23 protein-coding genes are annotated in these 24,261 nt (G+C 53.7%); 9 read left to right on the forward strand and 14 right to left on the reverse strand.

Translation table 11 applies throughout. The annotated features are described in order from the left end of the window. The first annotated feature begins 249 nt into the window (after positions 1-249). The 4 genes from F7P80_RS16940 (at position 250) to F7P80_RS12660 (ending at position 3,347) form a co-directional block, all read left to right on the forward strand. Positions 250-489, forward strand: a complete 240-nt coding sequence (locus tag F7P80_RS16940) for a hypothetical protein (RefSeq protein ID WP_211372035.1) — start codon at positions 250-252, stop codon at positions 487-489. Positions 490-494: 5 nt separating this feature from the next. Further along, a complete protein-coding gene (locus F7P80_RS12650; RefSeq protein ID WP_211372036.1) occupies positions 495-1,391 on the forward strand; it encodes a site-specific integrase in 897 nt (298 codons plus the stop codon). A 97-nt stretch (positions 1,392-1,488) separates the two neighbouring features. Next, entirely contained in the window at positions 1,489-2,415 is a 927-nt protein-coding gene (locus tag F7P80_RS12655; RefSeq protein WP_151045170.1) for an IS5 family transposase, read from the forward strand. Positions 2,416-3,107: 692 nt separating this feature from the next. Further along, entirely contained in the window at positions 3,108-3,347 is a 240-nt protein-coding gene (locus tag F7P80_RS12660) for a hypothetical protein (RefSeq protein WP_151045173.1), read from the forward strand. A 95-nt stretch (positions 3,348-3,442) separates the two neighbouring features. Here F7P80_RS12660 and pilV read toward each other — a convergent pair whose 3' ends face one another. The 13 genes from pilV to F7P80_RS12725 form a co-directional block, all read right to left on the reverse strand. Next, positions 3,443-4,687 (reverse strand): shufflon system plasmid conjugative transfer pilus tip adhesin PilV, encoded by a 1,245-nt coding sequence (pilV, locus tag F7P80_RS12665; protein ID WP_170265381.1) that lies wholly within the window; start codon positions 4,685-4,687, stop codon positions 3,443-3,445. A gap of 11 nt (positions 4,688-4,698) precedes the next feature. Then, on the reverse strand, positions 4,699-5,514 hold the full coding sequence (locus tag F7P80_RS12670; protein ID WP_170265382.1) for an ATPase, T2SS/T4P/T4SS family: 816 nt from the start codon (positions 5,512-5,514) through the stop codon (positions 4,699-4,701). A gap of 81 nt (positions 5,515-5,595) precedes the next feature. After that, positions 5,596-6,159, reverse strand: coding sequence for a type 4 pilus major pilin (locus tag F7P80_RS12675; protein WP_151045182.1), 564 nt, complete (start codon positions 6,157-6,159; stop codon positions 5,596-5,598). Positions 6,160-6,219: 60 nt separating this feature from the next. Beyond that, positions 6,220-7,281, reverse strand: a complete 1,062-nt coding sequence (locus F7P80_RS12680) for a type II secretion system F family protein (protein ID WP_151045185.1) — start codon at positions 7,279-7,281, stop codon at positions 6,220-6,222. After that, positions 7,278-8,924 (reverse strand): GspE/PulE family protein, encoded by a 1,647-nt coding sequence (locus F7P80_RS12685; protein ID WP_151045188.1) that lies wholly within the window; start codon positions 8,922-8,924, stop codon positions 7,278-7,280. The genes F7P80_RS12680 and F7P80_RS12685 overlap by 4 nt, the downstream gene beginning before the upstream one ends. Positions 8,925-8,934: 10 nt before the next feature. Next, a complete protein-coding gene (locus F7P80_RS12690; RefSeq protein ID WP_151045191.1) occupies positions 8,935-9,465 on the reverse strand; it encodes a hypothetical protein in 531 nt (176 codons plus the stop codon). Next, positions 9,452-10,744 carry a type 4b pilus protein PilO2 gene (gene pilO2, locus F7P80_RS12695; protein WP_151045194.1) on the reverse strand — a complete coding sequence of 431 codons (1,293 nt, stop codon included), beginning with the start codon at positions 10,742-10,744 and terminating at the stop codon, positions 9,452-9,454. The genes F7P80_RS12690 and pilO2 overlap by 14 nt, the downstream gene beginning before the upstream one ends. Beyond that, positions 10,744-12,456: a hypothetical protein gene (locus F7P80_RS12700; RefSeq protein WP_170265383.1), complete on the reverse strand. Its 1,713-nt coding sequence runs from the start codon at positions 12,454-12,456 to the stop codon at positions 10,744-10,746. The genes pilO2 and F7P80_RS12700 overlap by 1 nt, the downstream gene beginning before the upstream one ends. Before the next feature lie 14 nt (positions 12,457-12,470). Continuing rightward, on the reverse strand, positions 12,471-13,304 hold the full coding sequence (locus F7P80_RS12705; protein WP_151045199.1) for a toxin co-regulated pilus biosynthesis Q family protein: 834 nt from the start codon (positions 13,302-13,304) through the stop codon (positions 12,471-12,473). A gap of 11 nt (positions 13,305-13,315) precedes the next feature. Then, positions 13,316-13,849 (reverse strand): lytic transglycosylase domain-containing protein, encoded by a 534-nt coding sequence (locus F7P80_RS12710; RefSeq protein ID WP_151045201.1) that lies wholly within the window; start codon positions 13,847-13,849, stop codon positions 13,316-13,318. Positions 13,850-13,857: 8 nt separating this feature from the next. Continuing rightward, the gene (locus F7P80_RS12715) at positions 13,858-14,760 is read right to left on the reverse strand and encodes a hypothetical protein (protein ID WP_151045203.1); all 903 of its coding nucleotides are present in this window, start codon (positions 14,758-14,760) and stop codon (positions 13,858-13,860) included. Next, the gene (locus F7P80_RS12720; protein WP_151045206.1) at positions 14,757-15,236 is read right to left on the reverse strand and encodes a hypothetical protein; all 480 of its coding nucleotides are present in this window, start codon (positions 15,234-15,236) and stop codon (positions 14,757-14,759) included. The genes F7P80_RS12715 and F7P80_RS12720 overlap by 4 nt, the downstream gene beginning before the upstream one ends. A gap of 56 nt (positions 15,237-15,292) precedes the next feature. After that, on the reverse strand, positions 15,293-16,048 hold the full coding sequence (locus tag F7P80_RS12725) for a DsbC family protein (RefSeq protein ID WP_151045209.1): 756 nt from the start codon (positions 16,046-16,048) through the stop codon (positions 15,293-15,295). A 178-nt stretch (positions 16,049-16,226) separates the two neighbouring features. On the opposite strand from F7P80_RS12725, the gene F7P80_RS12730 reads away from it, so the two are divergent. The 4 genes from F7P80_RS12730 to F7P80_RS12745 all read left to right on the forward strand — a co-directional run bounded on the left by F7P80_RS12730 (position 16,227) and on the right by F7P80_RS12745 (position 22,710). Continuing rightward, positions 16,227-17,228 (forward strand): tyrosine-type recombinase/integrase, encoded by a 1,002-nt coding sequence (locus F7P80_RS12730; protein ID WP_151045212.1) that lies wholly within the window; start codon positions 16,227-16,229, stop codon positions 17,226-17,228. A 259-nt stretch (positions 17,229-17,487) separates the two neighbouring features. Then, positions 17,488-18,888, forward strand: coding sequence for a hypothetical protein (locus F7P80_RS12735; protein WP_151045214.1), 1,401 nt, complete (start codon positions 17,488-17,490; stop codon positions 18,886-18,888). A gap of 472 nt (positions 18,889-19,360) precedes the next feature. Then, positions 19,361-21,247 carry an SIR2 family protein gene (locus tag F7P80_RS12740; RefSeq protein ID WP_249041466.1) on the forward strand — a complete coding sequence of 629 codons (1,887 nt, stop codon included), beginning with the start codon at positions 19,361-19,363 and terminating at the stop codon, positions 21,245-21,247. Continuing rightward, entirely contained in the window at positions 21,247-22,710 is a 1,464-nt protein-coding gene (locus F7P80_RS12745) for an argonaute/piwi family protein (protein ID WP_151045216.1), read from the forward strand. Before F7P80_RS12740 ends, F7P80_RS12745 begins: the two co-directional genes overlap by 1 nt. Positions 22,711-22,976: 266 nt before the next feature. Here the strand turns inward: F7P80_RS12745 and F7P80_RS12750 are convergent, their stop codons facing one another. Then, positions 22,977-23,792 carry a SprT-like domain-containing protein gene (locus F7P80_RS12750; protein WP_211372037.1) on the reverse strand — a complete coding sequence of 272 codons (816 nt, stop codon included), beginning with the start codon at positions 23,790-23,792 and terminating at the stop codon, positions 22,977-22,979. Positions 23,793-24,042: 250 nt separating this feature from the next. Here F7P80_RS12750 and F7P80_RS16945 point away from each other — a divergent pair, with 250 nt between their 5' ends. Further along, positions 24,043-24,255: a hypothetical protein gene (locus F7P80_RS16945; protein WP_151045219.1), complete on the forward strand. Its 213-nt coding sequence runs from the start codon at positions 24,043-24,045 to the stop codon at positions 24,253-24,255. The last annotated feature ends 6 nt before the right edge of the window (positions 24,256-24,261 follow it).

Consider the following 24,261-nt stretch of genomic DNA (forward strand, 5'->3'; position numbering starts at 1 on the left):
CACGTCAAAGTTCGCTACCGAGGCTTGAGAAAGAACACGCAGCAATTGCATACCCTGTTTGCCTTGGCGAACTTGTGGATGGCCCGTGGCCGTTTGCTGAAAAACAGCCAATCCAAGCCTGGTGTGGGTGCATAAAAAGCAAGATGCCCGCGAAACGCGGGCATCTTGAGTGCCAGGGGCAATGGAACATCACACTCGTTCAAGCACTATCACGCTTGAAATCGAGTTATGCAGAGGTTCCTTAAAGCTATGACGAAGATAAAGCTAAAAGACGCATTAAAAATTTACCGTGAAAAAGTTTCAATTCTAAAGAAGGGCTATGCTCAAGAGCGCTTCCGGTTGCATTATTTAATAAGCACTTTTCTAGGTGATTTATTCGTTGATGAAATAACAAGTGTAGATATTGCAACATATCGAGATCAAAGACTTGAAAGTACAAATATAAAAACCAATAAAAAATTTCTGCAGCCACAGTCAGACTGGAACTGAGTCTTTTGTCAAACTTCTTTGATGTCGCAAGAATTGAATGGGGTTATTGCGAAGGCAATCCAGTTAAAAATGTTAGAAAACCTAAAGCTGCACCAGGTCGAGATAGAAGGCTTACTTCAAGAGAACTAAAGCTGATCCTTAGATATTGCCACAACCACAGAAATTCAGAGTTGCAAAGCATTATTGTGTTTGCACTTGAGACAGCCATGAGACAAGGGGAAATTCTGAGTCTGAAGTGGGAAAATATCAATTTGAATCAACGGGTTGCGTGCTTGCCAGACACAAAGAATGGTACTAGGCGGGATGTTCCACTTTCGCTTAGAGCAAGAGACATGCTGCTACGGCTTGGACAAAAACAAACAGGAAAGGTGTTCACGTATACAAGTAGCGGCATAAAAAGCACATGGAGACTTATGCTGGAGCGTCTAGAAATTGAAGATTTGCACTTTCACGATTTACGGCATGAAGCCATATCGCTACTTTTCGAAAAAGGCACATTAGACATGATGGAGATAGCTGCTATTAGCGGACATAAATCACTATCAATGCTAAAGCGCTACACGCATTTACGAGCTCAGAAATTAGTTAGAAAGCTTGAAGCACCCAAGCAGAAGGGGCGTGCAGCAATACTCAACAACTTGGTTCCATACCCTGCTGAGATTTTCGTTAGGAATGGAAAATTCGTAATACGAATTTTAGATTTCGAGCAATTTGAGATTGAATGTGATAACTATGAAAAAGCAGTTGAATATGCGCAAGATAAATTATTGCGGAAAATTATCCTTGAGATGAAATACGAGAAAAGCGTGACAGCGCCAGATCAGTACCTGGAGCCTGTACCGCAAGATAGAATAACGATGATTGATCCTCTGGCAGAAACCCACTTTGAGACTTTATTTTGAGTAAAGTATCAACGACGCTTGGAAAACAATCATTTAAATCAACAATTTAGGGGCGTTGTTGCATAAATCGCTGTGCTGCAGGCCGTAGGCTTGCGACATGAGCTCCCCCAATAAACCTCGCTACCGCACCACCAACTGGAAACAGTACAACGCTGCCCTCAAGGCTCGAGGCTCTTTGTCAATTTGGCTGGATAAGCGCATGACATGGTTTGCCGCTGGAAGCGGCAAACGCGGGCGCAGCCCGAAGTTCTCGGATGCGGCGATTCAATTTTGTTTGACGCTCAAGAACCTGTTTGGCTTGGCGCTGAGACAAACTACAGGCTTGGTGGAGTCTGTGCTGCAACTGTGTGGCCTTGCCTGGCCGGCTCCAGACTTCAGCACCCTGTGCAGGCGGCAGCGAGGTTTGAATGTCCAAATTCCGTACACCCGCAGTCAAGCAGGCTTGCACTTTCTGGTTGATTCGACAGGCATCAAGTTCCTGGGTGAAGGCGAGTGGAAATGCAAAAAGCACGGCGCTGAATACCGCCGTCAATGGCGCAAGCTGCACATTGGTATCGATGCGGATACCTTGCAGATTCGGGCCATTTGTGTGACGAGTAATAACGTCAGTGATGCCTCGGTGCTACCAGACTTGCTGGAGCAACTACCGCCCGATGAAACGCTTCAAAGTCTTATCGGTGATGGTGCCTACGATACACAGCCCGCCTACGAAGCAGTCATCAAGCACGGTGCAATCCCTATCATTCCTCCCCGTAAAAATGCACGAGTGCGCAGAGGTACTGTGTTCGAGCACCGCAACGCAGCGCTTGCTGCGTGTAGGCGTTTGGGCCGCAGTATCTGGAAACGCTGGATTGGCTACCACCGCCGAAGCTTGGTGGAAACCAAGATGAACTGCATCAAACGTCTGGGCGAGCGGGTGATGTCCCGTACCTTTGAGCGCCAAGTTAACGAGCTGCATATCCGAGCGGCCATATTGAATCGATTTACTGAACTGGGCCGTCCTCAGACGGCAGCCGTGGCATAGCCACGGCCGGGGTTGGGGGTAACTCGCCTCAAACTGGATTTATGCAACAACGCCCAATTTAGGCAGTAAATTGTCAATCCGGTAGCTGGAAAAATGCTCAAGGTTCAGGCGGTACAGGCTTACGTGGTTTTCTTACCCCGTTTAAAGGCAAGGCCACATCTTGCAGCGCGTATGCCGGACATGGCAATGGCACCAACACATACTCAGCCCGTGTCGATTTGAATGGCGATTTGTATTTGACACGTACATATTGGGGGACAAGTTATACTTGCAAAAATACATATCAATGCGGTGAAATTTCATTTTTAGGCTATGGGATAAGCGTTGAATTCGGCGTTGATAATGGTGGCGAAGGTGCTGGAGGCGTTTCTCGATGTACAGCAATATTCCCGCTCATCTAATTGTCAATCCGGTAGCTGGAAGAAGAACTCAAACACAGGATTTGGTGGAATATATACGCGCTATGAAGGGTCGTCAGCTGGGTGCGCAGGGCCTAACCCGTTAACCAATAGTTGCTCATGCCCAAATGGGTTTACTGAACACGCTACTTTGAGTGGGCTTTGGTGGAATAGAAATCCTGGTGATACAAATATTTATTTGTACCAGTGCCTGCCAGAAAATATGTAGCTTCTTGTCAATCCGGTAGCTGGAAGAAGGCACAAGGTAGCTCTGGCGGCATAGGTCAGTACTACTTGAAAATCAACGGCTACTCATCCACTTACTTCGGTTATGGCAAGCTTGATGGAGACAAGTTCTCCGGCAACATCCAGTGCACGACAAACTCAAAATGTGGAGCTGGTGGTTTTTACTGGTGCGGCACGAACACCTCGTGTGCGGCAAACTATGTTTTTGACAATGCATATGGCTACTACGGTGGCGCAGTAGCTGGCGTGCTTGAAATTCCTGTCAACTCCGTAACAAAGTTGTGGTGATTGCCTATCAGACACTTGCTCGCAGAATTTCCCTGCGACTTGAAGCTGAAGCATAAAAAAAGCGACAAACTGTCGCTTTATTTTGCTTGTAAAGATCAGATGTTCGGAAACAGTGCGCTGCATGTGTACTCAGTGGTTCCGCCCCCATCATCGCTGGTGCTACTGGCGTAATAGAAGACTCCTAGGCCAGTAAAAGTTGCATTCCCACAAACGTGGGTATTGACGCATGTACCTACAACCGAGCCTGATCGATTAAGAAGGTTGATGACAAGTCCGCTGTCATTTACGGTTGCACTGACACCTCTTCTTGTGATGGCTGTGCCTCTTGTCATGCAGCTGATAGACATGCCTTTGTAAGGCGCGAGAAACCCTTGAATTCCGGTGCCGCCAGAGCTACCTTGTGCCTTCTTCCAGCTACCGGATTGACAAGAGAGTATCAAGCCACCAGCACCGGATGCCACCAGGCCGTCCTTGAGGCATGCAGCCCCTTCTACGACATTCGGGCCATCGAACTCCAAAAACTCTCCAGTCTTGAGGCGTCCTGACGCTGATACGGTCTGTGTGGCTACGTCGTCAGCATTTCGGATGCTGTGACGCACGCCAGAGTCGTCTTGCATGTTGATGCTGCCTGTTCTGGGCAAGCTGCCGTCGCGGCGGTCAAATTCCAGGAAGCCGCGGCTGTCGTAGCCGTTGGTGATGGCAATCAGGCCGGCTGAGGAGGAGGGGTTGGGTGCGACCTGCACGCCATCCTTGGATACGAACACGCCAGGCGCTTCAGGAAGTGCGACGCCGGCACGGCCGCTGCTCGCAACGGCGGCAGCGATCGATGCTCGGCGCACATCCACCAAGCTTTGGTCGTGCAACTCGACCATGGGTTGCGTAGACGAAACCAGTGAGGTGACATTGCAGTTGGGGATGAAGCAGCCACTGGTGGGCACGTTCAACTGAATGCTGAAGTCGATGCTCAGGCCGTTGTAGACCAGTGGACTGGCCAGATCCTCGCGCAACAGATCCATGCGGTAAAGATCGTCGGGGGTTGGAGCACGTACACGCGAAGAGGGGACGGTATGCCCATTTCGCTGGACCTGCTGGTGTCTTTGGATCTGCGTGAAGAACGTGGTTGCATACGTCTTGACGGCGTCATCAAGCGCTGAGAGCCTGGCACCCACCATCTCTGCCCGTTTGTCAGCCATGGAGCTGGCCTGGCGCTCAGCGTACAGCGACAAAAAGCCGCCCAAGATGAGCATGGCCAACATGACCGCAACGGCAAGAGAAGGCAAGAACATGCCGCGCTGTGCTTGCTTGCATGGTGAAAGCGGGAAGAGTGTGGTGTGTGCCATGGACATTTCAATCAGGACATGTTTTTGAGGAGCTGCCTTTGCACCTCTTCACTGAGTGCCGCGAATTCGCCAGCCTTGATGTGTGCTGTTGCCTTGTTATCGCGTGGAAGTGCGTTGACCTCCAGGCGTCCACCAGGATCAAACTTCTGGTGGACGGCCAGCTGGATGGCCGTAGCCAGTAACGCGTTGGCGTTCTCTTCACCAGCTGCCTTGGCCATGGCTGCCAATCGCTGCAAGCCTTCAGGAATGCTTTTGGCGTGCATGGTGGCCAGCACCAGGTGGCCATCGACGGCCACGCGCACAAGCTCTGCGGCCGTGAGGTTCTCACGCACCTCGCCGTAGCCCAGCATGCTGGAATCCTTGGCTGGAAAACACCGCAGTGCTGTGTGAATGGCTTTCTCGTAGCCACCCAGCTCATCGACATCGAGCTGCTCGCAGTAACCAGACTTGCCATGCCGGCCCTCCAATGGATGCTCGGGAGGATCTTCCAGGGTCAAGCAGTAACCACCGTGCAACGCCAAGCGCCCAGCAATCGTGGCTGACAAGGTGGTGGTTTTGCCAGCGCCTGTTTGGCCAAAGATCACGACCAGGCCCCCGTGGGTCTTGAGCTTGCTGCTGAGCAGCAATTGCTTGATCCAGCTGGGCAGCATCAGCTCATCAAGGTTGGGGCACGCAACGGGCATTCGGCGCAATGCATAGCGATCCTCGCGCATGCGTTGATTGCGCCAACGGCTGCCATCAGGCAGCTGCAGCATCTTCTTGTCCGGGTGCTCTTTGACAGCAGCTCGAACAGGGCCCACGGTGCTTTCATGAACCGCTTCAGCCACTGTCTGTCCGGGAAAAACAATCGTGGGTGCGTCAGCAGCCACAGAAATGTGGAGATCAGTGATTTCTGGCACAGACATGAATTAACGGCGGAAGTTGAAAGTGATCGTGTTTGCTTCAGACGAATTGCATTGGTCTGCAGCCGTCTCCGAAGCCAGAGCGGTTGTGGCCGTCTTGATCGACGTGGAGTTCACTGTGGCGCTGACATAGAGGTTGCTGCTGAGGGCGTCCGTGATGTTGTTGCACTCACGCGATGGCACGTTGTTGATGGTTCCCACGGCCAGGTTGTTGCCAGAGGCAGGGCCAAATGTGATTTCTCCCCATTTGGTGAGAATCTTGCCGGTAGGCACATTGCCAGTCATTTCGGTCATGCCATCCGAAAACCAACGGCGCTTGGCCACTTCAGCCGTAGTCAAACCGGCATAGGAAGTCCGGTTGTTGTAACTGGCTTGAATTTTCGGGATGGCCGATTGCAATTCGTTGGTGACCTTGGAAGCGTTGTAGCTTGCCAAAATACCTGGCACGTAAGCCCAAGCCAGCAGCACAACAATCGCCGCCAAGCCGGCAGCAATCGACAATTCAATGAGGCCGTAGCCACGTTGCTTTTTGATTTTGGAGAGGCTTTTTTTGTGAGATTCACGGGACATTTAGTTATCCATTCTAGAAAATGAGAGATTATTGAAACTAGTGGTGAGTGTTTGAAGCAGTTACAAGGATTTCATGGAGGCCTCCGTAACTTGGGCGAATTGCATATTGCTCATGGTGATGAGAAGAATTGCCGCCGCTACTAGCAGCATTGCGAGCAGGCTGACGATGATTGCCTTTCTTTGTGCCTCCTTAATGAATCGCTCACCACTATCAAATGCCAACTTATAGATTGCCTGGTTGAATTCGGTTCTGTCTGCATAATCTTCAATGCGATCCATGGTCGCTTGATTGAACAGGCCAGTGTCCAGCGCAAGGGCGGGGCGGTCAGGTGTTAATTTCAAGCGATGCAGCATGACGGTGATGTGCCATGCCAGCCAGGGAGATGCAAAACGCCGCATCATCTCCAGCGCTTCTTTGATACCGTGGTTGTTCGATTGCAGAAGAATCGACAAGGCAATCAAAAAATTATTGCTTTCGTTATCTCTATATGACGACCACGGATTGAAAGGCAAACGCTCAATACGTTTTCTTATGCGGCCATACCAATTCGGACGGCTCCACATGACGGCTGCAAATGATGCGGCACACAGAGCCATGAAAAACACTCCGTTATTCACCAAGACGCTAGACAGGAAGTAAATGCTTTTGGTGAGGGCAGGCCATTTTTCAAGCGGCAGGATTTGCAAGTATTCCGGCGCGATCACCAGTGCATAGGAGATCAGAAAACCTAGTAGCACCACAGCGGAAATGATTGGGGATGCTAAAGACACAAAGTAAATGCTCTGTGTTTTTCCTTTGATTTCAATGCTGCGGCCTAGGTAGTCCATGGCTTCGTCAATACGGCCATCCTCTTCAGCTGCTGTAAGCACCATGGTCTCAAACGCCGGCACCGTGTGCTGCAAGGCATATCCGAAGGACATGCGTCGCATCTTATGAAGCCAATGCTCATAAAGAGGTGCTAAACCAGTACGGCGGCGTCTTGCGCGCTGTGCTCTGGTTTTCAAAAGGTCAATCGTTGCAGCACCATCGCGCAGAGCCATCGCAAAATCTTCGTAGAAGTCTTTGCGATTAGCAGCGAAGGCCTTGAATCTGAACTTTGCGAACTTCAGGCCCCAAGTCATTCTTGTGGCTCCGCGTTGACAACTTCGTAGGTCTCAAGTTGCTCAAATTCCAGCTCTAAATCTCTAGGGTCAATCAGCCCTTGAGAGACTTTGTATAAGCCATGCTCAAATGCTGTTTTCCCTTGCATATCAGGCTCATCAAATGCTGCTTTACGGCTTTGACGCCAGTAAAGCTCAGCTTTGTCGTCATGCCCATCTGCAATATGCTGGCGAATGACACGGTCAGGGACCACAATTTCTGCAACAATCGTCGACTTAATAATCCCAAGGTTGTGGCAATGATCACATCCATCTTCATTGCTGCAACAAATGTGATCAATATTCAAGCCAAACTTGGCTTTCAGCAGGTTCTGCTTCTTTTGTGGCAAAACATTGGCAGCCGGCAATTTGCATTTATCGCAAAGCACGGGTAGCAAGCGCTGAAACATCAAGACAGAAAAGAACTGTCGGTCGCCCAGGATGGATCGGTCAATCCCAAGGCGAAAGAGTCGCATGGGCGTAGTCATGGCCGAAGCTGTGTGTGATGTGGTGTACATCTTGTGCCCTGTCAGCACAAAGTCGGCCACCATCTTGGCTACCACTGGATCACGCGTTTCACCGACCATGATGTCGTCGGGATCACCACGCAATATGTCGCGCAAGATTCCTTGGAATTCTTTGTTCTCGTCATCGCCTTCGTGATCGCTGCGCTGCACCGAGATTTGAGAAACCCCAAAAATCTTGTACTCAACCGGGTCTTCAACAGAGTAGCGTTTCTTAAATTTACGCTTGGGATCAAACTCCATCATCGTTTTGAGGGTAGTGGATTTACCCGAGCCTGTTGGCCCTGTAATAATCACCAAGCCAATCGAACGACTTACGGCTAATTCAAGCGAATCGACTTGTGATTGCTCATACCCCAAGTCAGTAAATGTTTTAGTGTCTGTTCCAACTTCCATAGGAAGAATCCGAACAATCACATCCCAACCATCAGCCACACGAATAAATTTATAGCGCAGCTTGAATTGCCTTCCATGCGCACTGTGCCGAATCGTGCAACTCATGGACTTTTGTTCCAGAGAAAACGTGCCAATGCTTCGTGTACGAGCTTCCGCCATATGGGTGAACATATACGAAGCGATTTGCTTGCAAGTTTCAACGTCAAAATTGCGGTGTCGATAAAGACGACTATGCACGCGGAAAAGCGTCATGCCGGAGTTTTCACGGCAGCATATATGCAAGTCTGTGGTGTCTTTCTTGATGGCGATACTGAGCAATTCTTCAACGATGGGTTTCACATCGCTGGAATCCGCAGTTACTTGCGCGCCTGCTGAAATGGCTGAATTGATTTCAGCAATCAAAGCTGTATCTGCTAGTCGATCCTCAACTACCTTGAAGCCGTATTGCGTAGCTTTATCTCGCAAAGTCAAATGCGACGGTTTGACAGCAAAACTGTCACTAACCAGGATAACAATTTCACGGTTTCCAAGGTCGAGCACTGCAACAGCAGACAAATCATTCCCTAGAACGCCCAATGTCTTTGTGATTACCGAGCGGTGCGTGGGTAATTCGATACGTTTTTGAATTCGACCAAAACGCCGCATTCTTCCCAACAGTGCAGCTGGCGAGTTCTGTGCATCGAGGTCTTTGGTAGCACTATGCATTTCAAGCCTCTTATTGATTTTCGATGGTGTGAGCTACAGGTCGAACTGCTGCATCAACCGATTGGTTACGCCAATCCAAGGTAATTGACTTGCGTTGCTGGATACGCTTTCCATCCATTTTCAGCAAGGTAATGCTGTATGGAGTGATGCTTTCTAGCTTCCACCCGTCGATCTTTGAGATATACGGCTCTTGCATGGAAACTGGAATATGCCGGCCTTGGTAATTGAGTTCTGCGACTTCTTCGCCAACGACGCCCCAAATAGCTTCTAACACTGGCTCCTGGTCCGAAAAATCTTGCTTGGCTTCCAAGAGTGGAGTGGCATTCGGCGGCATGCTTCCAAGCGCACTATTAGGCAAACGACCTTGATTGTTGTTGGCACGAATCTTTGCATCGAGTTCAGAGTCGATGAGTTGAACTTGCTTTTCCAAAAGCAAGCCAAAGGTATCGCTGCTAGAGGAAGGATTCACTTGGATTGCATCGGCTGAATATGCACTTCCAGGAAGTGCAAGCAGAATAAAAACAAGATTAAGGACGCGCATATGCCTCACCTTTCAGTGCGAAAGTGGTTGTGTCTTTGAGGAAAAAACTAACTTCTGTAATTCCGATGGTCGGCGGAAGACGCCGAGCGAAATCCCGAAGTAAATAAGCTGGACCAGTTGCTGTGAAACTGGCGCGCACAGGCACTTGGACTGTTTCTGCGCCTGGTCCAGTTGCGGGAGTGACGTTCTCCCATGTGCTTGGGGTTTCAAGACTGACCCCCACCAGTCGCGCCACCTGGGCCAGGTTGCCGATTTCAAAGTTCAGGCGACTGCGCAGCTGCAACTGCTCCAGCTTTCGTGGAGTGGTGTGGGCGAGAGCAACAGGAATTGGCTGCTCAATCTGGTCAATATCACTGCCGAGTTCAGGTTCAGGCCATTGCGCGGGCTTGAGCTGGGAATATGAAAGCCATGTCGCAAGTGGCTGGGCGCTGTACCGTGCCATGCACTGGGATGCTTGGCAGACAACGCCTGCGAGCCTCCAACCACCGATGGCCACTGGCAGCTTGTACAGCGAGTCGGTGTACTCCTTGAGCACATCGATGGGCATGGCCAGGTTGATGCCGGCATCAATCGCTTGCTGCAATCTGACCAGGTTTTGCGCTTGTTCCTGGGCCCTGGCTTGTGCTGCATCGCGCTTTCGCTGCACTTGCACATGGGCGTCATTGACGAGATAGCCAACGACAGCGGCCGCCAGCAAGCTGAGTGTGGCCACCAACGGCAATGAAACAGGCGAATAGCGTTTGAAAGCTGCCTTAACGTAGTCCTGGCTCTCGATGGAGTGACTCAGTATCTCCACTGACATGGAGCGCAAGTCCATGCGGTTGGGCAGCTCCAGAAAGAGTTCTGGTTGGTCCGTGTAGACCGGCAGATCCTGGGAGGACGGTTGGGAGGTCAGAAAGTCGCGCACCAGGTTCATGGCGTCGTGGACAGTGCCCACGAAATCCATGCGTTTGGCAGGCATGCCCTTGGCCAAGGCGAAGACCCAGAATGAATCTGGATCGTCCAGCGTGATCAGCGACAAAAAAGTGCTGTCGGGGATGGCAGCAGTGAGTAAAACAGCTGCAGAGCGTGGCTTTGCCTTGCTCTCAGCCTTGGTCACGAAGGCGATGCGCTTCTCGTGCTCATCGACCGGGGCTGGCCACAGGATCTGCCAGGCAGCGTTGGAGCTGCGGGCAAGCTGACGAATCTCCGTGCCCTGGCTTTCCAGGCCGTCAAGGGTCAGCCAGTCCAGCCCTGCAATAGCCTGGCCATAGCCAGGCACGTCCAGGTGCTTGAGCATCAAAGCACTCCCTCAATGATCTGAGGCGTCAGCAACACCAGCACGGCCCGGCGCGAGGTGTTGTTGCTGATGCTGCCGCCCAGCAGCGGTGACAGAGCGCCATCCAAGGATCTGTCGGAGGAAGTACGCTGCGAGCTGTCAATTCCTGCCAGCAAGGCGGTCTGGCCACTGGGGGCGCTGCCGTAGAGCTTGTATTGATTGGCCGAAGATGGTGGGTACTCCAGCGTGACGCCGTTGGAGACGAAAGTCTTGGATTCACCCCGTGTCGATGCATCCAGGGAGAAATCCATCACCACGCTTCCGTTGGGCTGAACGGAGGCGAGCATGGTCAGGAACGTGCCTGTGGTCAGCTGGCCAGGCTCCACGCTGGGCACCACGGTCGACGGGTTGTTCGTCGTGCTGCTGGCCGCGCCAGAACGCGCTGGATACACGTAGGATTCTGTGGACGTGATGCTGGAGGGGCGGTTGTTCAGCAAGGAGTAGGTTTCGTCCTTGCGAATGATGACCTTGCCAACTGTGGCCAAGGCCTGGATGAAGCTGCGCGTCGTCGTTTGGTCGCCCGTGCGGATGACCCCCAACTGCCCCATGCCTGTGGCCGTGGTTTGTCCCGACGGCGAAAACGCGCCGCCACCCCATTTGGCAGCAGCATTCGTGATGGCCCAGCTCCAGTCCACGCCCAGGTTGTTCGTGTCGTTGACTGTGATCTCCACTACCTGCATGCGCACTCGGATCTGCCGACCCAGGGCCTTGTTCTCGGCATCGATGAGCGCCCGAACCTGGTCTTGAACTTCACGCGTGTCGGTGACGGTGACGATGCCGGAGGTGGACACGGCGTACTTGCCCACACCTTTCGTCAAGGTGCTTTCCAGCGCATCCTTGATGCTCTTGATGACATCGATCGTCGCCTCAGACTTGGCCGTCACGTCAGACGATGAAGTCCCATTGCCAGCCTGCGTGTTGGTCCCGCTGGTCGAGGAAGTGGCACCTTCACCAGAACTTGCACGCTTGGTGATCGTGTTGCTGATGGTCTGTGTGTTGAGGACCGTGGCCACGTTGTACGAGCGCGTGACCAGTCGAGAGATGGTGACGGTGTTGTCCCGGTGGTTATAGTCCCAGCCCACGCCAAACGCAGCAGAGATCCTGTCCAGTAACTCAACAGGTTCATAGGTGCCGCCGACCATGCTCATGTGGTCGATGATGAATCCACGTTGGCGGCCGCCACTCGACGCTGCAAGTGGTGCCAAGGGGGCCGGCATTGGCCCCGACATATTCACTGGGCGGGGCGCTGCAGGTGCGTTTGGCGTGGTGGACACCTCACCAGTACCGATCAGTGCGCTCAATGGGACCAGGGCGTCTGCAGTGACGCGCACTGGAATTCCGACGATCTTGCTGATTCGGTCTGCATGCACTTGCAATGAAGGGCTGTCAGGAAACGAGTACCGGATCTGCTTGCGCAACACCGCCGGTAGTTGGGACTTGCGAGCGACCTTGACGGTCTGGCCACCGAGCCAGGCTGCATCAATTTCGCGTCCAATCTCGGCATTGCGAATGTCATTGGCACGCACTTCGTCCAGCTTGCCGCGTACCGTGGCCACGTCAGTTTGTGCCTCCGTGGATATGGCTTGCTGCTCCATGATGGTGTTGCAGCCCAGCAGGCCAGATGCAGCCAGGCAGGCCAGGATGGTTTTACGCAAGGGAATCGTCGACTTCATGCTGGTGATGCCTTTCATTGCTGCGCGCCGCCTGTGCGGCTACCAACATCCGTGACGCGAACCACGTTGTTGCGGGTGTAGAAGGTGGGGTTCAGTGAGGTGGCGAAGGAGCGGAAGAGGCCGCGCACCGCGTCACGAAAATCCCCTTGGTAGCTCGCCTGTGCAGGGATCAGCAGGTCGTCCGCCGCCTCCCACACCACTTGCCAGCCAGCCTGGTCGGCCCAGCGAGTCAAGGCGTCCAGCAAAGTCCCATCAGCCGGTGACACTGTCCAGGCCTGCTTAGGAGGCTCAGCAGTTGGCTCCACCGCTGCGGCCGTGGGCACCTGGGTACCAGCTTGCAGACCTTCAGCGACCGGGTAGGTTTGCGCCGGCACAGGAGCAGCCAGAGCTTGGGATTGCTCCTGGTACTCCAGCTGGATGCCCGAATTGAGCTGCACCAGGTTCAGCTGTCCGTGCTGCTGCAGCTGGCCATTGACGCTGGCCAGGGCATCAGCCACCGTGTGGCTGGAGGGTTGCTGAACATGCACCTGCTGTGCGGCCGCACCTGGTGCTGGTGCGTAGGGGACTTCCAGGCGTGCTGCAAGCAGCTTGGCCAGGCCATCAACGCTGCCAGTCCATGTCACCGCGATCCGTGCATCGAGCAGCGTGCGCAGCCCCGTTCCAGGCGTTGCATCTGGTGCGACTGGTGGCATGGCCACAAGTTTGGTGATGGCTGCACCCACGGTAGGTTCTGCTGCGACCCCGGGCGTTGTCGTGGAGGCTCGCTCTAGCGGCACAGATGCCGAGCAACCAGCAATCAAAGCAATGAGGGGCAGGGCACAGGTCAATCGTTTGGGTTGGAGTGTCATGGGGTTCCTAGTCAGCGCGCCACCGCATCGGCGATGGCAAATTCCTGGTAGAGCGCAAGCACCTTGGGCACATAGGCCTGTGTCTCGCGGTAGGGCGGAATGCCCTTGTGTTTGCGTACAGCCCCTGGGCCGGCGTTGTAGGCAGCCAATGCAAGCCGCCAATCACGAAACTCAAACCACATCTGGCGCAGGTATGCCGCGCCAGTGGCCAGGGCCAGTTCAGCGCGCAGCAGGTTGGTTTCGGGGTCGTGCAAGCCCACGTCACGGGCGGTCGATGGCAGCACCTGGGTCAGGCCCAGTGCATTGGCGGGTGAGCGTGCTTTGGGATTGAAGCCACTTTCCACTGCGACCAGCGCCTTCAGCAGTGCAGGCTCCAGGCCGTAGTGGTGCGCCACGGCCGTGATGGCTGCCTCGTGCTCCCAGTAGTTGCGCAGGATCTGCGCACATCCACGCGAGGCGCTGTGCCCGCGCAAGCACTGCTCTGGCCCAGCCACGGCAAACGCCGGCGTCAGAACCAGGCTGGCAGCGAGGAGGAATGCGCGCATGCGTACTGTCACAGCATCCGCATCACGCCCAGCACGATGCTGAGCGTGATGCCCCCGTGGATCACGTACTTCTTGAGCTGAGCCGTGGTTATGCGACCATCTGAGTAGCTCGACCAGATGGCGGCAAAGCTTGCAGCCATGATCAAGAACACGGCAGCAGCACCCAGGCGGTTGGATTGGTCCTTGAGGGCGGACATTTCCACACCAGAGCCTTGCGCGAAGGTTTGCCTCATTGACGACGAGGTGGGTAAGCAGCCTCCTGGGCAACTCTCCGATGGCTGCCAACCAGAGCCAGGCGTGCTACCTCCAGGCGAAGCACCAGCCTGGCCGTTGCCACCCGTACCAGTCCCTCCTGTGCCAACACCAGAGCCGCCTGCAGGCACTCCAGCCATCTTGTCGGCCATGGAGCAGATGGTTGTGCCGTTGCGGTCAGCAAAACCAGTGCAGCTGCCTGAATTGAGCATCTTCTGGCAGTTGCCGATACCCAGCTGCACGCAGGCGAGCACCATGTTGCCGTCGACCGTGCGCCCGTCGAACGTGCCCATGTCGATCAGCTGTCGCACCGAACCAGCTTTGAGCGCATCGACAGTCAGCTGGGACCAAGCATCGATCTGCTGCTGCAAGGACCACTGCTGGTATTGGCTAGGCGTGACACCGGCGTACTTGTCGATGTTCGCCCGGTTCATCTGCAGCACCCCATAGCAGCATGAGCCGTTGTAGGCGGTGGTGTTACCCCCACTCTCGACACGAATTGCCAGGTTGGCCACAGCCTGAGCATTGGCCTTGAGCCAAGCGCTGGCATACGGCGAGTTCTGGATGGCCTGCTGTATTTGAGCCGAAGTCACAACAGCAGCCATCACAAGTACAGGAATGAGCCAGAGCAGGGCGATCAGACGCTTGGACTTGGTCATTGCAGCCTCAGCGTCTTGTTGCAGGCCTCTACGATCTGGCCGTACTGGATGGCGCGAAAGTGGATTTGCGTGCCCAACAGCTGGTATTCGATACGGTTGCGACCATCGTCGGCCGCGCTACCAAAGAACATGCAGTAGCCTGGCAGCTCTGCTGGGCGCGCAGCTGACACAGGCCAGGCTGTCACACGCATCTGGCAGACAGTGAACACGTCGCTTTCGTTGGCACCGTTGGGCGCATCCTCGCAGCGTGGGCTGCTGGAGGCGTTGAACATGCTGAAGACCAGCTGGCGACCTGCAACCTTTACCTCACCCACCAGCGTGAAAGCGGGCAGGGGTTTGCCTTGGGTCGCACTGCGTTGCTGTGCAAGCTCTTTAGCCCACAGCTGCTCCATGAGCTTGCGGTCTGAAGCGTTGCCCCTGGTGCCGTAGGCGGCGCTGTCAAACACCACTTCGCGCATCGGTTTCCACTGAGCCAATGCAGCACTGCACAAAGTTGATGCAAGAGCAGCAACGATGAAATGGTGGGCGCGCTTCATCGTTGCTGCCCCCGTGCAACGAGATGCCGCGCTGCCTCCAGCTCCTGCAAAAACTGCTCTGGCGGTGTTGCACCTACCAGGCGTTTGCCTGTGGACAGAACCACGGTGGGGGTGTTGTTGATCTGAAAGCGCTCACCAAGGGCCAGGATCTCGACCAGGCCGTCCAGGTCGCAACGCTGGTTCAACTGCGGCCGCGCACCGGCCATCATGGCTTTCCAGACGCCGGCGCGGTCGGGCGAGCACCATGCTCCGCGGGCCAGTCCCTGGCTCTCTGGACTGATCACCGGGAACATGAACCGATAAATGGTCACGTCATCGAGCTGGTCCAGGAACTTGGTGAAGGAGCGGCAGATAGGGCAGTTTGGGTCTTCAAATACCGCGAACACCTTGCTGCCATCTCCGTGCACTTCCTTGATCGCATGCTGCAGTGGCAAGCGATCAAATGGGATGGCCATGGCCGTGTCCAGTTTCTTTGCAGTCAGATCCTGGCGCGCCTTCAGGTCCATCAGTGACCCACCCACAAATCCAAAGCGCCCAGTCGCATCGACATAGAACACTTCGCCATCGGCCATCGCCTCGTAGACACCAGGCCAAGGGGTCGTGGACACCTGCTTGACTTGAACCTGGCCACCAGTGTTCGTGGCTACAGCGGACTTGAGCAGGGCGGCCAGCTTGGCAGGCACATCGTCAGCATGGCTTGAGATGGGGGCCGCAGCTGCAAGCAGCAGGCAAAGGAGTGGTTTCTTGAGCATGCGCGCACTCTAGAAAACGCAACTCCGCGCCGCCAGCGGAAATCGTTCGTTACATACCTAACGATTTCCGCTTGACAAATGGTTTTTTATAAGGTGTTACATTGCCGCCGTTTTGGGGTGTGCATCAGCCCGGCAGACGCTCATTGGCATCCGCCGGTTTGACTGCGCCGAGGTATGGATGCACAGTGGGTTTGAAGATAAAAGTAGAGAGCAGGATCGAGGGTGGGATGACAGGTTTGGTGATTTCCTCACCAACTTATTTTTTGAAGAAGGTTTGGCAGATTCAACGCTGCTTGTCTTGAAAAACCACCTGATCGCATTCAACCGGTGGCTTCAGGACACACACGACAGACCCTGGGACCGCGCTCAGCCACAAGATTTACGCGAGTACCTGTATGCGACAGGTTTAAATCTGGTCAGCTCCACCTTGCAAGCTAGACGCTGGAGTCTTAAACGCTTGTACCGATGGGCACTTGAAGAATCAATAGTTTCCATACATCCAAACACCTTTGTCTTACCAATCAAAGACAATAAGGTAAAAAAACAAACTAAACCACCAACTCAAAGGCAAATTGAATTACTGCTAAACATGCCGGATCTGAGTTGTGCAGAGGGTATTAGAGATCGCGCTGTGCTAGAACTTATATATGCCACAGGCATGCGGGCATCTGAAATTTTGTCGATAAAAATACATGAGATCACTAAAGAAAAGTGTTTAAGGGTTTGGGGGAAGTGCAGAAAAGAGCGATTGGTTGTCTACGGGGAGCATGCACAGTATTGGATTGCACAATACATTGCAGTCAGGAAAACAATACTCTTAGATGGAGGGCACCATGTATTTGCAACAGATAAGTTGTTCGTGAGTTCAGGTGTCCACGCGGATTACAGGTACTACCAACTTCGAAGGATGATCCAGCGTTACAGCCGGCGCTGTGGCTTGAACCTGACACCACACACTATCAGGCATGCATTTGCAACCCACATGTATGAGGCAGGTGCATCTCTGCAATTCATTCAAAAATTGCTTGGCCACAGCCACCTTCAAACATCAACAATCTATATTTCAAACAATACTAAAAATCTTAATAATATATTAGTCAATCACCACCCAAGAGGGAAAAGCTATAAAAGCATAGCTAGATTCAAACAGGTGAGTATTAGCAACAAATCCGCAACCTAATCGCGCAGTACCACGACCGATTAGCGTTGACGCAGCCAATAGCTAGTTGCGGTGCAATTGAGCTACTGCACTGGTGCCCCAAAGATGGCTACTATCGGCAATCAGCGATTGTCCTGCCCAAGGAAACGAAGGGCAGGTCTAGGCTGATTGCTGTCGTTCAACTGTGGCTGCTTTGCGGTCCCTCGGCCTTAGACGTCGAATCCTGTGTTTGCCTCTAGACTCTGAATACATGAAGAAGAAAAGGCAAGAGGAAAATTGGATGTCAAAGACAGAGAATCAGGCCAAGGACTACGTGAAGGAGGGGGTGTGGATTTCTCCCGACATCTTCGAAGCCGACCTGAAGCCCAAGGGTTGGAAGGACGATCCCGAGCTCCGGGCAGGGGTTGATTGGCTGCTGTCGTTCGTGCCGGCAGATGAGTGGAAGCGAAGACGGTTTGCCGCATTGCGCTATTTCGTGGACGCAGTCTCAGGTGACTCCGCCGATCCCACAGGCAAGGGCCGGTTCTTCAATGATCGCGACCGCTTTGCTTGGTATCTCTTCCTCGGCCAGGCGGTCCTCGACCACCCGATTATTTACGACTACATGTACGGGAGCCGGGTTGTTCCGGTCCTTACTGCAATCGGGCGCAACCTTGAACTGCTCAAAGGCGTGAGGGGGATCGAAGCTCGCGTGCGTCGGATGGTTGGCCCGGAGAAGGGCCAGCCCAACGCATGCCTGTTCGAGTTGCTGGTTGCCGCGGCTTATTGTCGCGAGGGCGCTCAGGTCACATTTCTCGAAGAACGGCCCGGGGTGGCCAAGACCCACGACATGGATGTGGCATTGAGCGGAACCAATTGGGCTGTGGAATGCAAGCGATTGGAAGGAGGAGAATACGCAGAATCTGAGCGGGCGCGAGCGCGGGATCTTTGGCTTCCGGTTGCCCATGAACTCCACGAACGGGGGCTGAGCGTACTGTTCACCATCGAGTTCTCGGTGGAACTAAGCGCGGTTCCGCAGGCGTACGTGGCTCAGAAGGCAGTTGAATGGATGCGTAACGGGGGGCTATTTGCCCATTCTTGGAGCGACTCCATCTCCGTTGGTCGAGTCGAGCGCCTCAACTTGAAGCCTCTGCAAAAGGTGCTCCAGACCGATGATGTCGCTATGAACAGCTCCCGTATGCACGAGCTACTCACCGGTCGCTACAAGCGCAATGCTCACATTATCACCACCTTGCATGTCCGGCATGCCGACAACCCCATATATGTCAAAGAGTGTAATGCCGGATGCGTCTTTGATTGGAACAGCAAGAGTGAAGCCGCCATAGATAAGCGCGCACGGGATGTGTTCAAGCGCGTCGCAGAAGGATGCCGACAGCTCCCTGACGGGCGACCCGCAATCGTCCACATCGGCTTCGAGGCTATTGATGGCGACGACGTTGAGCGAAGGCGATATGCCAAGGTTCTGCAATCCCTGAAGGACTTTGACCCTGAGGGGAAGTTACTGGAGTATGTTTACGTAACGTGGCTTGCACCCGAGAGTCCGCCGGACACGCTTCTGGCCTTCGACGAGACTTGTCACCACCAAGCCATACGACCAAAGCGGTTTCGACCGCTGCAGAACGGGTTCTTGGTGTTGCCATCTGACCTATCCACCCGTCAAGGCGTACATTGGAAATCGTGATGGAAATCGAAAGTCTCTTCATGAGATGAGCACTACGCAAAAAATACAGTGAGCGCCTGATTTCTAGTAAAGAGATTGACGTGATGATCGATCGCACCTGCTGCGTTGTAGGCTGACAGTCGCGGTTCATCAGGCGACTGCTTTGCAAGCAGTAGGAGCAGCTAAGCGAAATTGCGCATGAGATTTTCCATATCCATCGACTCATCGGATAGCAAGCAGTTTCACATCGCGGATTCAGGCGATCACTCGCTACAAAGCGATATGAAGCGTTCTTGGAACCTTAATTAAGAGCTGCGGGTGGATCGCTTCTTTTGGTTACACTGACCTCGTCATGACGAACTCGTTTAGGGTCAGATGACCAAGCGAATCGTGAAGACGATAGAAGAGGCTGTATCTACCCAATATTGAAAGTTCATCAAATCGGCAAACCGTATTGCGGAAGGTGCGGTTTCATTCCAGAAGAAGGGGTGTTGTGACGCAGTCGTTCTCGTGCATTTCAGCCGCGCAGTTCTCCACTGCTCTCGCTTTGCGGCCCAATCTCGTAGCTTGGTTCCTCGGTGCAGGAGCCTCAGCAGCTTCAGGAATCCCCACCGGCTATGACATGATCCGGTACTTCAAAGCAGAAATTTTCTGCCGTGAGAACAGTCTTTCTCCTAGAGAAATTGACACGGGCGACCAAGTCTGGCTCGACCGAATTGACCGATACTTTCGCCAGACCTCCCTCCTTCCGCCTGATGGTGATCCCAATGAGTATGCTGCGGCGTTCGAGGCGGTGTACCCCCAGGCTAGACACCGGCGCCAGTACATTTACGACGCCATCTCAAAGGGCACACCATGCTTTGGACATCGTGTTCTTGGAAGCCTGATAGCAGCCCGGAAGCTCGACTGCGTGTTCACCACCAATTTCGACCCATTGGTTGAGGATGCCGCGGGGACTGCGAATTCCCTTTTGCCTGTCGAGGAACGAGCGCGGCCGACCGTCGCTGGCATTGACTCTGGAGAGCGAGCATCACGATGCTTGAGGGAGTCAGACTGGCCTCTTGTCGCCAAATTGCACGGTGACTATCAGTCCATCGCCATCAAGAACACAGGGTTGGAGCTTGAACAGCAAGATGACCGAATGAGACATGTCTTGGTGGAAGCTAGTCAACGCTTCGGCATGGTATTCGTTGGATACAGTGGCCGAGATGCTTCAGTGATGGAGGCCCTGACGTCTGTACTTAGGGCGCCCGATGCTTTCCCCAACGGCTTGTATTGGGTTACGTCTTCTGTTTCAAAGCTACTACCTGCAGTCACTCAGTTTTTAGAGGCTGCGCACATTGCAGGCGTGGACGTCGCCGTCGTCGAATGCAAGACATTCGACGAACTTGCTGCCGATGTCATCAAGCGGATCGACCTGCCAAAGGTCCTTATGGATCACGTGATGCAGGCTCATCCGGCCCCTCGATTGTTGCCTGTCACGTTGCAGACGAAAGAAGTGCGTCGTTTTCCCGTGCTGCGGTTGTCGGCCCTATTGATCGACAGCCTTCCTCGGGTGGCTCGTAAGGTCACTCTTTCTCAGCCCACGACGACTCCAGTGGTTAGGGCGTTGCTGAGGTCAGAGGGTTGCAAGGCAATCGTGGCCGCGAACGGCCATGAGTTGGCTGTCTTTGGTCGGGATGAAGAGGTACTTAGGATTCTGGCTCCATTGGGGGCCCAGTTGGCTGGCACGGTAGACATAGATGCAACCAGGGATAGCTGGGCACTTGGCCTTCTCTATGAGGCGTTGACAAAGGCCTTGGCACGGTATCGGCCTCTGATTCCGCGGTTCAAGCGAGCAGGTCACTCGTTAGTTGTAGCCCCTCCTCGTGAGGATGACGACGAAGAGCGCGTTAAGGCGCGAGAGCAGGACCTTTCGCGAATGCGGGAGGCCTATGAGGCGCCACTGACGGGCATTGTTCAAGGGATGGAGTTCCCATTTCAAGAGGGTGTTTTCCTGAAGCTCGAATTCATTGAGCAGCGTTGGTGGTGCGGTTTTGAGCCATATACCTTTGTGGACGTCCCGAGGCAAACAGAGGATGTGCACTCCTCTAGCCCACAACTCGACACTGAGCGGGATGTGCTGGGGCGCGCCTTTGAGCGTCGAGGTGGCGACCCAGCAGGCGACTGGCGTCGCGAACGTTGGGCAACAAAGTACAACCGGAACTGGGCTCGGATCCTTGATGCTTGGACAAAGCTGCTTACCCAATCCAGAGATGGCTCCGTGCGGGCGTTCGCACTCAGGCCAGAGGATGGCGTAGACGCAGTCTTCGTTCTCTCCGAGTTCACTGCCTGGAGTCGACCAGGTCACCACCATGCTTACTTCGATAGGAACAAGTAATGGCGATTCGCCCTCAAGCATCTCAGTTGGCGTCGCTTACTCTGCTGGAAGAGCCGCTGCTTTCCTTTCACCCGTCTGATCGTCAACAGGTCGACATTCATCCTCTGCGGGGATTGGCAAAGTTCGGGCCATACTCTCTGGATTCCTTCAGTGGCTACGCAACGGAGATTCGCATCGCGACAGTAGGCCCAGAGAGCGCATTCAAACGTAGGGGAGAGCTTATGGCGTCTCTGCGTCAGAGCTACCAATCACAAGACAAGGCTGAATACGTACCTCCGTATCCGGGCTTTGAAGCGCTGTTCGGTGTAAGGCTTGAGTCCGCACGTGGCGCGCACGTCAAATGGCCAGACTCGATCAGTCAGTTCCCAGGCAATGGCAGCCTGCAAGAGAGGCTCTATCAAGCGATGGAGTCAGCTCTGCGACGACTAGACGCAGTCCGACATGAGTTCGACGTTGTTCTGATTCACTTCCCTGAGTCTTGGGCTCAAGCCACGCGTACCAAGGACTTTGATGCTCACGATGTACTGAAGGCGCTTGGGGCGAAGTACAACATACCGACGCAAGTGCTGAATGACCGAGCCTTTACGTTCAGCTTGAAGGCGCAACTGGCCTGGCGTCTCGCAATTGCGTTGTACGTTAAGGCTGCGGGCACCCCGTGGAAGCTGGTGCCATTGAAAGGAGTTCCCCAAGACACGGCCTACATTGGTCTTGCTTATGCACTTCGGGGTGACCAACGTGATGCTCACTATGTGACCTGTTGCTCCCAGGTTTTCGACATGGACGGCGGAGGAATGCAGTTCGTCGCATTCGAGGCGCGCGACCCTGTTGTTGATGTTGCCGAAGCGCGCAGGAACCCGTTTCTGAGCCGTGACGATATGCGTGCCGTCATCGCACGCAGTCTGGGGCTCTACCAAGCCCGCAACGGCGGCAATCTGCCTAAGAGATTGGTCATTCACAAAACCACGGCGTTTAAGCAACAGGAAGTTGAAGGTGCATTTGATGCGCTTTCGGGAGTGCCTGAAATTGAGTGTATCGAGGTGGGTGCTGCCTCCTGTTGCAGAGGGGTTTGGCTTATTGAGAACAACCGGCGCCGCTATGGAACGAACGATTCGTTGAGCGTGCCCTCTGGCTATCCGGTCCCTCGTGGAACCGTTGTTGTCCGCTCATCAAATTCAGCGCTTGTCTGGGTGGCAGGCAACGCTCCAGAAGCTTCTCCGAAAGGGAACTACTTTCAGGGAAGCAAGAGTATTCCCAAGCCACTTCAACTGATTCGGCATGCCGGAAGTGGGCCACTGGAACTCATTGCCCACGAAGCGCTGGCCATGACAAAGATGGACTGGAACAACGATGCTTTATATGACCCCGTGCCAGTGAGCATTCGATACTCCCAACGTTTGGCGCGGACTATTGCCAACGTGCCGGAACTACCTGGTAGCGTCTATCCCTATCGATTGTTCATGTAGGTTTAGCGGTTGGGCTTGAACGACTACTTCGGGGCACTGAGTTCAGCAATTTGAAGGACAGCAACCGCTGCACAGCAGACATCGGCCGAGCAGGTTCGGGCGACAGCAATTGTTCGATTCACGACTGCCTTTGATTTGCCAGACAAGGTCTGCGAGGCTTCTACACGCTAGATGTGGTGGTATTTGATACGAATTGCTGAAGACTATGGCATGTGACGCAGCAGAGGTTTTGTTTGGCGCACGCCTAGTGGATTTGCTTCGAATACTCAAACTGGAATAAAGTTAGCTTTACAATTTCCACAGATCAATTCAATCTCAGGTTTTCCCCAAGCACTGAATTTGGCACATCCGCTACATGTGTATTTGACGCGATTGGATTTATTAACTGGCGTAGGCACGTCGCCATTCGCGGTTGCCTGTGAAGCAGTTCGAACACCTCCACCTGGACGAACAGCATTCGCCAGCGCCTCATTGGTAGCGATTGGAGCCGTGGTGCCATGCCTTGCGTCAATCTGCGTGGCCATGCTTTGTGCGCCGAGTCGCACATGCTCCTCAGACGGGAAGCGGTCATACCAGCTCAACTGAAAGTGCTGAGTCAACAGCGCATCGCAGGCTTGAAGAAAGCGACCGTTTTCGATGGCGTAGTCGGCCATCCTATCGCCCGTCCGCATTCCACCTGGCTGGCCAGTGGAGGAGGGCATCAGTCCGATGCTCTCCATCTTGGAAGCCCACTCTTCATTGTGGTACCGGCCACGACCAGGCTTGCCGAAATGCTCCTGCCACAGGTGTGCCATCTCATGAACCAAGGTCTGCAGGGTCTCGATGATCGGCACCACGGCGAAATACGAGGGATTGAGCGCGATCTCATCCGTGGTACGGCCATCTAGGGTGGCAAAGCGCGCTGCTGAGAAGTAGCCCACCGTCCGTTTCTCACGTTGCAGGGTGATGAGACAGTGGGGTAGCTTTCCATCAAACAAGTGATCGTTGAAGTGGGCGTAGGCAAGCTGCAACTCCGCGTAAGTCTCTTTCGTCGGGGTACTTGCTAGAGTTGACGTACCGATTGCAGGTGGATGTTCGATCATGCTTTGTATTGTGCAATACAAACAACAAGAGCACCAAAATTGGACATAGCTCTTGAAAATTTGTAGCTTTGCGTTACGATGAAATCATGAGTAGCCAACAACGGCACTTTTTGGATGGTCAGGCTCGTAGATCAGCCTGACGCGCAGAACACAGCTGTCTGCGTAGCAATTCGGTTTGGGTCTTCACGACCGCCCAGTGTTGCTGAGATCAAGGTAATCCTCCAGAAACAAGCCTCATCTTGGTGGGAAAATGGAAACCATATTCAGTCTTCTTTGGTCTCTTGTTGTTGTAACTTTCAAGTTCGGTGTTAATGCATTTTTCTTCTTCATTCGCTTAGCTAGTGATGCTTCAGAAGAAGTACAGAATGCTAATGATGACTCCTACATGGACCCATGGAACGCTTACTCCAACGGTCATATCTCTTATGCAGAGTATGTAGAAAAAACCCGAATTAATAAGTAATTATCG

It is taken from the genome of Comamonas kerstersii (assembly GCF_008801935.1).
Lineage (GTDB): Bacteria > Pseudomonadota > Gammaproteobacteria > Burkholderiales > Burkholderiaceae_C > Comamonas > Comamonas kerstersii.

Excerpts from the sequence above, each read along its gene's own strand:
- F7P80_RS12715 (WP_151045203.1), bottom strand. The coding sequence starts at position 14,760 with ATGACCAAGTCCAAGCGTCTGATCGCCCTGCTCTGGCTCATTCCTGTA.
- F7P80_RS12700 (WP_170265383.1), bottom strand. The coding sequence starts at position 12,456 with ATGAAGTCGACGATTCCCTTGCGTAAAACCATCCTGGCCTGCCTGGCT.
- F7P80_RS12705 (WP_151045199.1), bottom strand. The coding sequence starts at position 13,304 with ATGACACTCCAACCCAAACGATTGACCTGTGCCCTGCCCCTCATTGCT.
- F7P80_RS12735 (WP_151045214.1), top strand. The coding sequence starts at position 17,488 with ATGTCAAAGACAGAGAATCAGGCCAAGGACTACGTGAAGGAGGGGGTG.
- F7P80_RS12655 (WP_151045170.1), top strand. The coding sequence starts at position 1,489 with ATGAGCTCCCCCAATAAACCTCGCTACCGCACCACCAACTGGAAACAG.
- F7P80_RS12730 (WP_151045212.1), top strand. The coding sequence starts at position 16,227 with ATGCACAGTGGGTTTGAAGATAAAAGTAGAGAGCAGGATCGAGGGTGG.
- F7P80_RS16940 (WP_211372035.1), top strand. The coding sequence starts at position 250 with ATGACGAAGATAAAGCTAAAAGACGCATTAAAAATTTACCGTGAAAAA.
- pilO2 (WP_151045194.1), bottom strand. The coding sequence starts at position 10,744 with ATGCTCAAGCACCTGGACGTGCCTGGCTATGGCCAGGCTATTGCAGGG.
- F7P80_RS12685 (WP_151045188.1), bottom strand. The coding sequence starts at position 8,924 with ATGCATAGTGCTACCAAAGACCTCGATGCACAGAACTCGCCAGCTGCA.
- F7P80_RS12745 (WP_151045216.1), top strand. The coding sequence starts at position 21,247 with ATGGCGATTCGCCCTCAAGCATCTCAGTTGGCGTCGCTTACTCTGCTG.
- F7P80_RS12690 (WP_151045191.1), bottom strand. The coding sequence starts at position 9,465 with ATGCGCGTCCTTAATCTTGTTTTTATTCTGCTTGCACTTCCTGGAAGT.
- F7P80_RS12725 (WP_151045209.1), bottom strand. The coding sequence starts at position 16,048 with ATGCTCAAGAAACCACTCCTTTGCCTGCTGCTTGCAGCTGCGGCCCCC.
- F7P80_RS12680 (WP_151045185.1), bottom strand. The coding sequence starts at position 7,281 with ATGACTTGGGGCCTGAAGTTCGCAAAGTTCAGATTCAAGGCCTTCGCT.
- F7P80_RS12750 (WP_211372037.1), bottom strand. The coding sequence starts at position 23,792 with ATGATCGAACATCCACCTGCAATCGGTACGTCAACTCTAGCAAGTACC.
- F7P80_RS12710 (WP_151045201.1), bottom strand. The coding sequence starts at position 13,849 with ATGCGCGCATTCCTCCTCGCTGCCAGCCTGGTTCTGACGCCGGCGTTT.
- pilV (WP_170265381.1), bottom strand. The coding sequence starts at position 4,687 with ATGGCACACACCACACTCTTCCCGCTTTCACCATGCAAGCAAGCACAG.
- F7P80_RS12675 (WP_151045182.1), bottom strand. The coding sequence starts at position 6,159 with ATGTCCCGTGAATCTCACAAAAAAAGCCTCTCCAAAATCAAAAAGCAA.
- F7P80_RS16945 (WP_151045219.1), top strand. The coding sequence starts at position 24,043 with ATGGAAACCATATTCAGTCTTCTTTGGTCTCTTGTTGTTGTAACTTTC.